At 31.8% G+C, this 13,654-nt stretch carries 10 protein-coding genes; 5 read left to right on the top strand and 5 right to left on the bottom strand.

Annotated elements, in window-relative coordinates:
- From Q4Q40_RS03170 to Q4Q40_RS03185, 4 genes are all read right to left on the bottom strand, one after another.
- On the bottom strand, positions 1–1,122 hold the full coding sequence (locus Q4Q40_RS03170; RefSeq protein ID WP_303300240.1) for a PepSY-associated TM helix domain-containing protein: 1,122 nt from the start codon (positions 1,120–1,122) through the stop codon (positions 1–3).
- A 71-nt stretch (positions 1,123–1,193) separates the two neighbouring features.
- Positions 1,194–3,617 (bottom strand): TonB-dependent receptor, encoded by a 2,424-nt coding sequence (locus Q4Q40_RS03175; RefSeq protein WP_303300241.1) that lies wholly within the window; start codon positions 3,615–3,617, stop codon positions 1,194–1,196.
- A gap of 443 nt (positions 3,618–4,060) precedes the next feature.
- Entirely contained in the window at positions 4,061–4,624 is a 564-nt protein-coding gene (locus Q4Q40_RS03180; protein WP_303300242.1) for a pentapeptide repeat-containing protein, read from the bottom strand.
- 29 nt (positions 4,625–4,653) lie between these two features.
- A complete protein-coding gene (locus Q4Q40_RS03185; RefSeq protein WP_303300243.1) occupies positions 4,654–5,856 on the bottom strand; it encodes a Pycsar system effector family protein in 1,203 nt (400 codons plus the stop codon).
- A 192-nt stretch (positions 5,857–6,048) separates the two neighbouring features.
- Between Q4Q40_RS03185 and msrB the strand changes: the two genes are divergently transcribed.
- From msrB to Q4Q40_RS03210, 5 genes are all read left to right on the top strand, one after another.
- Entirely contained in the window at positions 6,049–6,495 is a 447-nt protein-coding gene (gene msrB / locus Q4Q40_RS03190) for a peptide-methionine (R)-S-oxide reductase MsrB (RefSeq protein ID WP_303300244.1), read from the top strand.
- 79 nt (positions 6,496–6,574) lie between these two features.
- A complete protein-coding gene (gene msrA / locus Q4Q40_RS03195) occupies positions 6,575–7,114 on the top strand; it encodes a peptide-methionine (S)-S-oxide reductase MsrA (protein WP_303300245.1) in 540 nt (179 codons plus the stop codon).
- Positions 7,115–7,162: 48 nt separating this feature from the next.
- Positions 7,163–7,672 carry a peptide-methionine (S)-S-oxide reductase gene (locus tag Q4Q40_RS03200; RefSeq protein WP_303300246.1) on the top strand — a complete coding sequence of 170 codons (510 nt, stop codon included), beginning with the start codon at positions 7,163–7,165 and terminating at the stop codon, positions 7,670–7,672.
- A gap of 27 nt (positions 7,673–7,699) precedes the next feature.
- Positions 7,700–8,923, top strand: coding sequence for a bifunctional alpha/beta hydrolase/OsmC family protein (locus Q4Q40_RS03205; protein ID WP_303300247.1), 1,224 nt, complete (start codon positions 7,700–7,702; stop codon positions 8,921–8,923).
- A 33-nt stretch (positions 8,924–8,956) separates the two neighbouring features.
- Positions 8,957–12,664, top strand: a complete 3,708-nt coding sequence (locus Q4Q40_RS03210) for a metallophosphoesterase (protein WP_303300248.1) — start codon at positions 8,957–8,959, stop codon at positions 12,662–12,664.
- Positions 12,665–12,808: 144 nt separating this feature from the next.
- Here Q4Q40_RS03210 and Q4Q40_RS03215 read toward each other — a convergent pair whose 3' ends face one another.
- Positions 12,809–13,651, bottom strand: coding sequence for a hypothetical protein (locus tag Q4Q40_RS03215; RefSeq protein WP_303300250.1), 843 nt, complete (start codon positions 13,649–13,651; stop codon positions 12,809–12,811).
- Positions 13,652–13,654: the final 3 nt, after the last annotated feature.

The raw sequence follows: 13,654 nt of genomic DNA on the forward strand, positions 1-13,654 counted from the left end.
TTAGTTCGATTGCTTTTTATAGTTACGCCCATACCATAAAAGTACTCCGGTAACAGGTAAACTTGCCGTTAATAAACTAATTAAAAAAGCTATTATTTTTCCAACAATGCCACCGATGGCTCCAATATGAATGTCGTAATTCATTCGGAGTAATTTATCTGCAAACTTTGCATTTTTATACGTGCCATAAACACTAGGTGTTTCAATTTCTTCTAGGGTGTTTTGGTCGAAAAAACGAAAATCCGAATCATAAAATAAATCGTTACTATTAGAGACTTCAATATAAATACTAGAAGCATCAGATTCGGGGTAATGCAATTCAAAACTTTCTGCATTTGGCGATTCTTTTTGAAGTTTTACAATTAACTTATCAATAGGAAGTATCTCGTTATCAATTTGAGGTTCACTTTTGTTTTCAGGAATAATAAATTGAACAACGTTATCTCCTCCAGTAGATTTATAAACCACATACATGAGCCAATTATAAGACATTATAGAACCTGTAAAAGCAAGAATTAATGCTAAAGAACAAATGTAAAATCCAATAACAGTGTGTAAATCGAAGTTTTTACGTTTCCAACGTGTTGTAGATTTCCAATCGAATTTTAATCGCTGCTTTAAGTTTTTACGCTTTTTAGGAATCCATAGTATAAATCCCGAAATGATGATTAAAATAAAGATTAAAATAGAAGCGCCTACCAATTGCTCTCCAAATGCCTTAGGTAACCACAACCTTACATGCCCTTTTAAAACAAAAGCAAAAAAACCAGAAAGATGGTTATCTATTTGAATGACTTCACCAGAATATGGGTTTAAAAATACGCTCTGATAAAACTCAGGTTCTTCATCATAAAAAATAACTTCAATAGCATCATCGTTTTTTTTAAATAAACTCCCATGAATAGTATTATTTGGGAATATATTTTCTACAATATTTTTGGCTTCTGTGGGCGTTAAAATAGCCTTGTTTTGAGGTTTAACTTTTTTGTAATCGCTATAAAGACTTTCGATTTCAGTTTTAAAAGTCCAACAACAACCTGTTAGAGAAACAATAAGAACGACTAAGCCTGTGGCTAGCCCTAAAACTTTATGCAGTGTAAGTATCGATTTTTTAAATGTCATTTTTGCAAAAATAAAAAAAGGCAACCCTTTATTTAAATAAAGAGCTGCCTTTTTTTTAATGTTTTTTTTATTTAGAACGAATAGGTGATATTAGCTAAAAAGGCTCTGGTTTGTTGAGGTGTTACAGTACTCCAACCAGAGTAATAAGTTTCATCTGTAAGATTGTTTCCTTTGAGGCTTATTCTGATTTTTTTAGTCTCGTAATAAACAGAAGCATTGAAAATAGTATAAGCAGGTAGAATAAAACCTTCAGTAATAGTGTAATCACTCATGGTGTCATAATCGCTTGCGCCATTAAAGCCTGCTCCAAAACCAAAGTTTTTTGCAAAACCTTCTTTAAATTGATAGTCTCCCCAGAAATTATATAATATATCTGAACCAGATTCGGAAGTACGTACCCCAATTAAATCAGGTCTTGATATAGATGCAGTGACTTCTGCGTTGTTATAGCTAAACCCACCTCTTAGGTTTAAACCACTAATTGGGTTCGTATTTACTTCAAGTTCTATACCTTGACTTTTTACAGTAGCATCTTGTTGTTTATCAGCACCAAAACCCATTATTTTATCTTTAACTTCTATGTTGTAAAAGCTAAGCGTTGCTTCTAATTTGTTATTAAAAAGATTGGTTTTCATACCAAATTCCAATTGATTAGCATGTTCTAAATCGTAAGATTGTACTGTAACTCCAGCATCTGGGTCATTCATATCTACAGGAACAATTTCTGGACTTACATATGAAAAACTATTTTGGTAATTTGCAAATACAGATAACTCATTCAAAATAGGTTGGAATACAATACCAAATTTAGGAGAGAAAGCTGATTCTTCGTAAACTTGTTCATCATCAGAAGGATCGTTTTTATCTCCATCATAATTGAATCTATCGTAACGAATGCTTGCCATTGCCGATAAATTAGGTAGAATTTTAATCACATTAGATATATAGGCACCTAAGACATTTTGATTGATATCGATATCTGAATTTTCAGATCCTAATAAAGCAGTATCTATATTATTTGCATTAATAATAGGCTCCCCAAAAGGAAGATCTCCTTGAGCGGTAACAGTATGCAAATAAGCAAAGCCCGAACTTTCATCAATAATTTTCGATTTTAAATAATCGATACCAACCAATAATTTATTTTGAAAACTACCTAATTTAAAATCACCTGTAAAGTTTTGTTGTAAATTAAGTGTTTTTGTTCTTGCATCAGAATTTTGAGCATTTAATGAAAAATAAGGAGTCGCCAGTGGATTGGAAACATCTGTCCAATCTGCATAATTCCATAAATAAGTATAGTATCCATTAGATTTTGCTATGCCTCCAGCTACTATAGATTGAGAAGACCAATTGTCTGAAATTTTATATGCAATTTCACCTCTATAATTTTGAGTGATGTTATTAATAGTAACATCGTTGCTTGTTAGAGATAAATTAGTATCGTAATTTAATGCTTCTATGGTGTTAAATACTAAAGGAACAGATCTATTTAAGAAAAGAAAAGTCTGATTGGTTTGCTCATTATCGGAAGCTTCATAAGCAAAGTTTAATGTTAATTTGTTGCTTATTTTATAAGAAACTGAAGGTGCTATAAATACAGATTTTTTAAACCCATAATCTTGAAAACTATTTTCTTCTTGGTAACCAGCATTTAAACGTAACGATAAATTTTCGTTTTCGGTTATGTTTATATCAGCGTTTAATTTTCTATAGTCAAACGATCCGCCAGCTATAGAAATACTTCCTCCATTTCCATTGTATGGCTTTTTGGTAACAATATTAATTAGACCACCGTAAGATGTAACAGTGCTTCCAAATAAGGTTGCAGAAGGCCCTTTTATAACTTCTACGCGTTCTACGTTTGATGGATTGATAAACCCATTTGTGATTCCTGCAACACCATTAACTAGTTGAGGCTGTACAGAGAAACCACGAATAGAATAATACCCTGCACCATCACCACTTCTACCTGTGGAAGACCATAATTTGTCTACACCTACTGCATTTTTTAAAGCATCTTCAAAGTTGTTTACAGATTGCGATACAAGCAATTGGTTTGTAATTGTAGTATAAACCTGGGAATTCTCCATGTTTTTAAGTGGCATTTTTGCAACATAAGCACTTTGTTTTCTAGAGAATTTATTTTTTCTTTCAGTGTCCAGAATAACTTCTTGTAAAAGCTCATTGCCTTCGTAAAGCTTTATTGAACCCAAGTCTAAGACTTGATCGTTGTTTAATGAGAAGGCTACCTCTTTGGTCTTATAACCCAAATATGAAATAGATAAAATATAATCACCATTTTCAATATTAGTGATTTCAAACTGACCATCTTCATTAGTTTGTGCCCCTTTTGTTGTGTTTTTAATAATGACGTTTACACCAAAAAAAGTGTCATCAGAGGCATCGATTATTGTACCTTTTATTGTGCCTGATTGTGCAAAAGTAAAAATGCTTAGCAATAAAAAAGATACAAATGTAAGTTGTTTCTTCATTTGTTTTTATTTAGACTTAATATAAATAATGCGTATTTGCGGCAAAAGTAATTGCTGGAATAACGTTATCCAAATTATTTATAATTATTCTAAATAATAAATTTTAACAAGTTGATATTGTGGTAAATACTAGTAACCTGAGTTCGACGTAAGAAAAATGAAGCTGTTTTTGTAAAATGCTATTTATCAAATATTTATCTTAAGCAAGTAAGTTTTAGATATCTGAAACATATTCAAATCTATTAGTTTCAAGCTAAAAGTCAATAAATATACGATCCTTACCTCGAACTCAGGTTAATAAGTTTTTTTATTAAAAGAAGAAGGTTGTAATCTAATATAGTTGTGTTTCTAGTTTAAATGCACATCTTTCAAGATGCATATTATAAATACGAAAACGATAAGTCTTTTTATGCTTATGATGATTTAATGAAGGAGGTTAAAGCTTAATTTTCGATTTTAATTTGGTATTTGCCAAGTAATCCTGCTAAATTATCTTTTGAGAACTTAGCGTTTTTCATTTTGTTATTTTCTGGATCTAAGGATATATTGTAAGACGATTTAAAGTCAACGCGTTCTATGTTAGTGTTTTGAAAAAGAACATTTTTTAAATTACAGTTTTGAAAAGTGGAACCTGTTAAGTTGGCTTCGGAAAAATCTGCACCTGTAAAATTGCAATCTTTAAATAGATTCTTTTTTAACATTAAGTTATAAAATACAGAAAGTTCCAGATTACAATTATCAAAAGAAATAGTTAATAAAAAATCGTTACAGTTATTAAAATGAATGCCTAATAATTTGCAATTAGAAAAATGAACACCATTAAGTACTGTCTCTTTCATAGAGGTTAAACTAAAATGGCAATCTGTGAACTGACAGTCTGTAAAAAAAATGTTTGATAGATCGGCATTTGCAAAATTACAGTTTATAAACCTACAATCTTCATATTCACCTTTCTCTAAGGGGTGTTCTGAATAGTTTTGGTTTTCAAGGTCTTTATTTTCAATCAATGTACTTTATTTATTATAAGGTTAAGGTACTAGTTTGCTCCAGAATAAAACTGAAAAGCAATAGCAAAACTAATAACACTTACTATAATACCCAGCATGAACACACTATAAGTTAAGCGAAGTATTTTATATTTTTTGTCTAAAACCAATCCAAGAAAATATAAATCTTTTTTCATGGAAGAATAAAGGTAATCTCTATCCTGCATCATTTCACCCATAGCCCATTCAAAATCGCTAAGACTCATTTTATGGAAATTACCAAAAAATAATAGATTTACCTTTTTATTAGCAACATCTTCTTTGGAAAACTTACCGCTTGTAACGTTAGGACGTGTGGCTAAAATGGATAGTATAATAGATATAACAGTAAACAACACGAAAATAGAAGTAGGAACAATTAAATAATGATTAGATGCATTATCTAATTTAGATACTAAATTAGAGAGCACTAAAGATACTATTATAGCATTAACCGATAATAAAATATTAGCCTTTGTATCTGCAATATTACTTAAAGTAATGTGATTTTTAAGAGTTACTCTAAACATGGTCTCAATACCCCGTTCTGGTAATGCTACTTTATTCTTTTTTAATGTTAATTCTTCTTTCTTATAGTTTAGTTTGGTTGTGTCTTGCTTTAATTTATTCAAGTTTTTTAGTAATTGCGAGAGGTTTTTGCTCTTTACTTTATCCCATTTTGCTGAAGCTTCATTAGTATAAAATCTATGATTATTAGATAAAAAATCAATATTCATACTTAACCATTCCTCTTCACTTAATTGCTTATCACATGCAAGTTCCCATTCTTTTCTAAGTAGCTCGGTAACGTTATCAAATTTTTTACTTCCAATATGGGCGCAATCAGCATCTCTAATTATTTTTTCTAGCTGGTTTTTTGGTTCATAGCCCATTTTAGTAGCTAAGATCAAATCAGATATATTTTTTATATCGTTTTCAGATACATTATGATTCTTAAAAAAATCATTAGCAATTTTTACACTTTCAGCTTCATGATCTTTTATGCTTTTAGTATAACCAGTATCATGAAACCAGGCACTTAGTAGTAATATTGTTTTGTCTGCCTTTTTTAAGTTACTAAGCTCCGCTAGTTCATTGGTCTTTTTAACCACATCCTGTGTATGCGATAAATTATGATAAACAAACTTGTTATCAAGATTCTCGTTTAAATATTGAATAACATATTCTTCTGCTTCTACAATAAGATTTTTCATAAAAAGAAATGATTTTTAGTAAAAATACTAAACTTTAATTAATGCAAAGTTAACGTTATAATTTGTCGTATATTTCAATATTACTTGCATTGATGTCTAGCTTTTAGAAATTGTAAGGAATGAGACTTAATTTAGACTAGTATTGACATGAAAGGCATACTAATATTAATTTAAAAGAAAGGAAACATAGCTATGCTAACTTGGAAAGAAGTAATTAATTTTTCTGTAAAAGGAAACCCTACTCCAGACAAACGTATTGAAAAGACAGATAATGAATGGCGTGCTCAATTAACTCCAGAGCAATTTAGAATTACCAGACAAAAAGGAACAGAACGACCACATAGTGGCGCCCTTTGTAGTGCACACGATGCGGGTAAATATAACTGTATATGTTGTGATACACCTTTGTTCGATTCTACCATTAAATTTAGTTCAGGAACTGGATGGCCGAGTTTTACGCAGCCTATAAAGGAAAATGCTATTAAGTACGAAAGAGACACGACCTTTGGAATGGTACGTGTAGAAGTTATGTGCAATACTTGTGATGCACACTTAGGGCATGTATTCCCAGATGGTCCAGAACCTAGCGGACTACGTTACTGCATAAATTCTGAGTCTATGCAATTAGAAAAAGAATAAGAAAATTTTAAAGTTTATACTTTTTAAAGCAATCTCTAAATTTTAATTTGAAGAGAATTGAAAAACAGAAAGAGAAAAAATGAACAATAAAAATATACAACTAGCCACATTTGGTGGGGGCTGTTTTTGGTGTACAGAAGCCGTGTTTCAGGAAGTTAAAGGCGTTGAGGAAGTGGTATCTGGATATTCAGGTGGGGATGTTCCTGGACACCCAACCTATCGTGAGATCTGTTCTGGTTTAACTGGGCATGCAGAAGTAATACAAGTAACGTTTGATGCTAACATTATTACTTATAAAGCTATTTTGGTTATTTTCATGACAACACACGATCCTACAACATTGAATAGGCAAGGAGGTGATAAAGGAACGCAATACCGTTCGGTGATTTATTATCATGATGACAAGCAAAAAGAAATTGCTGAGGTCGTTTTAAAAGAAGTCGGGGCATATTACGAAAATCCTGTGGTTACAGAAATTAGTGCTTTAGATGTGTTTTATAAAGCAGAGGATGATCATCAAGACTACTACAGGAATAATCAAGAACAAGGCTATTGTAGTTTTGTGATTACGCCTAAATTGGCAAAATTACGTAAGCTTCATGCAGATAAATTAAAATAATTAAAAAGAAAGGATTATTCTAATGTCAAATCATTTTTACAAATTTATATGAACAGTAAATTGAATAAGATAGCGTTAGGAGGTGGTTGCCATTGGTGTACAGAAGCCGTGTTTCAAGCGCTAATTGGTGTTATGAAAGTCGAACAAGGCTATGTGGCTTCGGTTAATGAAAATAGTAGTTTTTCAGAAGCTATTATTGTACATTTTAATACAGAAGGCGTGTCATTAAAAACACTTATAGAAATTCATTTACATACACATAAAAGCACCAGTAATCATGCGATGCGAAGTAAATACAGATCTGCCGTTTATACATTTTCAGAAGAACAAAGAAAGGAATCAGAAGGTATCATAAATAATTTACAAGAAGATTTCGAGTATAAAATAATCACAAAAGTTTACCCGTTTCAATCTTTTAAAGCTTCAAGAGAAGCCATTCAAAATTACTACCAAAAAAATCCGAATAAGCCCTTTTGCAAAACATTTATTAATCCTAAATTAGAAATCCTACTGCAAAAATTTTCTTATCAGGTAAAAAAAGTAAAGTATCACATATAGATACGACTATAGGATAAAGGTTTTAAAATGAGAAGTTCAAAATTAGATATTCAAAATAGAAAAGGTTTAAAGCTTCGGGCATTTTTAGAATTGCCAGCAAATCAAAAACCAAATTACTATGCCGTTTTTGCACATTGTTTTACATGTACAAGTTCATTAAGTGCCGTAAAAAATATTAGTCGAGCTTTAACGAATCATGGTTTTGGAGTCGTTAGATTCGATTTTACAGGTTTAGGTAGAAGTGAAGGTGAATTTGCCAAGAGTCATTTTTCTGCTAACGTTGATGATTTAATAGCTGTAAGTGATTATATGGGGAAAAATTACGAAGCACCATCATTATTGGTTGGTCATTCGTTAGGCGGAGCAGCGGTATTATCGGCTGCTGCGCGATTAGATAATATTAAAGCAGTGGCTACTATTGGCGCACCAGCTACAGTGAGTCATGTAACACATTTGTTTTCTCATGGTATTGATGAGGTTAAAGAAAAGGGAGAAGTCGAAGTTAATATTGGAGGACGCCCTTTTAAGATCAATAAAGATTTTGTTGAAGATTTTGATAAGACAGATCTACCTGCCATTGTTAAGACACTGCGTAAACCATTATTGATTTTACATGCTCCTACAGATGCTGTTGTTGGCATTAAAAATGCAGAACAATTATACCATCATGCCCACCACCCAAAAAGTTTTGTTACGCTAGACGATGCAGATCATTTACTATCCAACCCAGTTGATAGTCAATATGTTGGAAACGTGATTGGAACCTGGGTACAACGTTATTTTGAGCCTAAAGAAAATAAAATGCTGGAAACTAAAGGCGAACAATTAGTAGGTCATTTAAATTTGCTTGAAGATAATTTTACAACCTCAATCCAAACTAAAAATCATACCATGATTGCAGATGAGCCCAGTGCTATAGGAGGTGATGATTTTGGGCCTTCACCTTACGAATATCTCAATGCTGGTTTGGTGGCTTGTACTGCCATGACCTTAAAAATGTACGCACAACGTAAACAATGGGATTTACAAGAGGTATTTGTATATGTTACACATTCCAGAAAACATAGTGACGATTTAGGCTTAGAAATAGAAAAACCAACCTATCTAGATTATATTAGTAAAAAACTGAAGCTTATTGGTAATTTGAATGAAGCACAAAAACAACGCTTAAAGGAAATTGCATCAAAATGTCCCGTACATAAAACCATTGCTAGTAAAGTTGTTTTTGATACTGCTATAATCAAAGATTAAATTATTATCTTTAATCATCCATAAAACCCTTATATGAATACGAATTATAAAGTTGTTATAAGCTTGGCTATCATGTTTATAATCAGTGCTTGTGCTACATATAAACCGCAATATAAAGACTCAAATACAGACCGTTCTTTTCCAGATAAAGAGATCATTCATTCTTTTTATTTGATTGGAGATGCAGGAAACTCAGCTTTAGGATCTGAAACTGAGGCATTACAAGATTTTAAATCTGAATTAAATAAAGCATCAAAACACAGTACAGCGTTGTTTTTAGGAGATAATATTTATCCAAAAGGCATGCCTAAAAAAAAGGATGAAGGTAGAGCGTTTGCAGAACATCAAATGAACGTGCAAACAAATGTTGTTAAAGATTTTAAAGGAGATGCTATTTTTATTCCAGGAAATCACGATTGGTATAGCGATGGGTTAAAAGGCTTAAAGAGACAAGAGACGTATGTTGAGAAAGCTTTAGGCAAGAATACCTTTTTGCCTGAAAATGGTTGTCCTATTGAAAAAGTAGATGTTAATGATGATATCGTAATGATTATTATTGATTCTGAATGGTATTTAACTAATTGGGATAAACATCCAACTATAAATGACGATTGCGAGATTAAAACAAGAGCCAAATTTTTTGAAGAGTTAGAGAGTTTATTAAAAAAAGCACGAGGAAAAACAACCATTATTGCTATACATCATCCTATGTTTAGTAATGGGCCGCATGGAGGACAATATGATTTTATGTCGCACATGAAACCTATTCCTGTTTTAGGAACCTTGAAAAACATTATTAGAAAAACCAGTGGAGTTTCTCCAGCAGATCTTCAAAATAAAAAATACAACACCTTTAAAAAACGTGTTGTAACCTTAGCTCAAGAAAATGAAAAGTCAATTTTTGTTTCGGGGCATGAACATAGTTTACAATATTTGGTAAAAGATAATTTACCACAAATAATTAGTGGCGCAGGATCCAAATCTACTGCAACCCGAAATGTTTCAGATGCGTTTTCATCTAGTGAAGCAGGTTTTGCAAGATTAGATGTTTTTAAAGATGGATCATCATATGTACGGTTTTATTCGGCAAAGGATAATAAAATAATCTTTCAAACAGAAGTGCTTTCTGCCGATAAAAAAGAAATCCATGCTAATTATGAGACCTCATTCCCAAAAGAAAAAATAGCATCCGTTTATACGGAGGAAGAAATAACTAAAAGCAAATTTTATAGATCTTTTTGGGGCGAGCGTTACCGTAAATATTATGGAACAAAGTTACTTGTACCAACGGTGAAGTTGGATACTTTATTTGGAGGATTATCACCGCTTAGAAAAGGGGGTGGCCATCAATCTAAATCCCTTCAATTAATAAATAAAGAAGGAAAAAGGTATGTTATGCGCGCTATACGAAAAAGTGCAACAGTGTATTTACAAGCCATGGCCTTTAAAGACCAATATATTGAAGGTCAGTTTGAAGGTACAGCTACCGAAAGTTTATTACAAGATTTTTATACAGGTTCTCACCCATACGCACCATTCGTAACAGGAAAATTGTCTGATGCTGTGAATTTGCTTCATACCAATCCAGTATTGTATTATGTGCCAAAACAAAATGTTTTAGCCGATTTTAATGAAGATTTTGGAGATGAATTATATATGATTGAAGAACATGTTTCAAGTGGACATGGAAATGTTGAAAGTTTTGGAAAAGCAAATGTCATTGAGAGTACCGATGATTTAATGAAAAAACTTCGTAAAGATGAAAAATATGTAATTGACGATACCATGTATTTGCGAGCACGCTTGTTTGATATGGCTATTGGTGATTGGGATAGGCATGTAGACCAGTGGCGTTGGGCAAAATTTAAAGATAAAAGCTCTGGTAAAGTAATCTATAAACCCATTCCAAGAGATAGAGACCAAGCATTTTCCATTATGGGAGATGGTGCTTTAATGAAATTAGCAACTAGAATTATACCACCATTAAAATTGATGGAAGGTTTTATGGAGGATGTTAGAAATGTAAAAGGCTTTAATTTTAGTCCTTTTTCGTTAGACATGATGTTACTTAATAAAACCAATAGAGATCAATGGAATGAGCAAGTAGCATTTATTCAAAACAATTTAACAGAAGAAGTTATTGATGAGGCTTTTAAAGCATTTCCTAAAGAGGTACAAAGCGAAACAATTACTAAAATAAAAACGGTATTGCTTGCTAGAATTAAAAACCTATCAACAATAGCAGATGATTATTATGATGTGTTAAACAAATTTGCAATAATAAAAGGGACAGATAAAGATGATTTTTTTGTGATAGAAAGAATGGCCGATGGTAATACAAAACTAACAGCCTATCGTATCAAAAATGGTGATAAAGGAATTGTGCTTTTTGAAAAAACATACAATAGAAAGAGTACTAAAGAAATTTGGATTTATGGTTTAGATGATGAAGATGTATTTAAGGTCATAGGAACAGGTGATAATTTAATAAAACTTCGACTTATTGGAGGACAAAATAATGATACATATACTATTGAAAATGGTAAAAAAGTAGTTGTTTATGATTTTAAGTCTAAGGAAAATAACTTTACAACAAATAAGGGTAATAAAAATCTAACAGATAATTATGAGACCAATGTGTATGATTACACAAAACCAAAAAACAACACCAACCAATTTGTACCTACAATAGGTGCTAATCCAGATGATGGGTTTAAAATAGGTTTTGTAAATACATTAACTAATTATGGATTTGAACGAAACCCTTTTAGTGCACAACATATCTTTTCTGGTGCCTACTATTTTGCAACCAGTGGATTTGATTTTGAGTATAATGGTGAGTTTGCTAATATAGTTGGTTCCTGGAACCTCGCTTTAAATGCAAAATATACCAGTCCTAATTATGCCATTAATTTCTTTGGATATGGAAATAGTACCCCCAATTTAAATGCAGATGATGAAGATAATTTTGATATGGATTTTAACCGTGTAAAATTAAGTACCCTAAAATTAGCGCCTTCATTAAATTGGAGAAGTGCTTTAGGTGCACATTTTAAGTTAGGGTTAAGTTATGAGTCCATCGAAGTTGAAGAAACTAGCGATCGGTTTATAAATAGCTTTTATGTAGCTAATGGAGAAGAGAATCAGAAAGATTTTGTTGGAGCAGAAGCTACTTATACTTTTAAAAACAAAGATAATGAGGCTTTTCCAACTTTAGGAATGCAAACGAGCTTTCAATTTGGTTACAAATCAAATATTGATGATTCGGTTGGGTTTGCTTATTTTATTCCAGAGCTCGGTTTCGATTATAAATTGGTTTCTAGTGGGCAGCTTGTTTTAGCTACTAAAGCAAAAGCGCATTTTATCTTTGGTGATGATTTTGAATTTTATCAGGCTGCAAGTATTGGTGGCGACGATGGACTTCGTGGATATAGGAATCAAAGGTTTTCTGGTGAAAGTTCATTTTATCAAAGTACGGATTTGCGTTTAAATCTTCGTAGGGTTAAAACAGGACTATTACCCTTAAATATAGGGATTTACGGTGGTTTTGATTATGGACGTATTTGGGTTGAAAATAACCTGATATTAAATAATAATTCAGACTTTAATTCAAACGCTTGGAATACCTCAATTGGAGGTGGTATTTTTGCAAATGCGGCAGATGTTTTAACGCTTAACTTATCAGCGTTTAATAGCGATGATGGTTTGCGGTTAGCTTTTAAACTTGGATTTGGATTTTAAATTGTTGTCCTGAACTGCTGCACTGAGCTTGTTGAAGTGTGTTTTCAGCATGTCATTAATATAATGTCATCCGAACGCTATCGAAAACAAAATATATTTTGTTTGAAGGCATGGGTTTACGTCGCGTTCACGTAAATATAGTTATTATTTTATTTTAAACTCATACAAATTTCCACCTTCGCCATGCGCTTTTTCATCAGTAATATAAACGGTGTTTTCATTCTTAAAACAAATACTTTCCTTTTGTGATTCACTCTTAAAGTCATATTGTTTAAAAGTGCCATTAAAAAAATTATCAGAAGTGAAATTGCTAAAAACTAAAAGCGATTTTTGAGTTAATAATACTATCTGCTTGCCATTATCACTTATATCGGCCGAGGTTACCCAACAATGTAAATCGTTACAAGAACTAAACGTACCAACTAATTCTGCTACATGATTGCCCTTTTTAGCAGGGATCTTATATAAATGTGTTTTGCCAAAATCATTTTTTACTCGGCTTTTAGTAAATAAATATAAACTATCGTTATAATGGAAGAAAGCTTCGCAATCAAAATATAATTTTTTCTTTTTTGGAGGAAACTTTTTCTGGTCTGAATATTTAAAAGAAATGCGTTCAATATTAATTTTACCTTTATTGTTAAACGAATTCGAGGCTATTTTTAGAATAGCTAGATTCTTTCGTTTATTGTCATTGTTTCCAAAATCACCAATATAAAGATTGCCTTTTTTGTCTGATGTTAAATCTTCCCAGTCGTGGTTTTTTGCGTCAATTTTTAACTCTTTTTTAATGTATCCTTTTTTATTTAAACCATAAACTTTTGAAGCATTCCCACCATCATTTAACATCCAAATTAAATCTGAATTTGGTGCGATTTCAGTTCCAGAAACTTCGTGTAACGTTTTAGGGAGATTCGCAATCACATGCATACTATCTTGATTGCATGAAACTGTTAACAATATTACTAATAAAAGAAAATTATTCATTTA

Origin of the sequence: Flavivirga jejuensis, from assembly GCF_030540765.1 — a bacterium.
GTDB classification, from domain to species: Bacteria; Bacteroidota; Bacteroidia; order Flavobacteriales; family Flavobacteriaceae; genus Flavivirga; species Flavivirga jejuensis.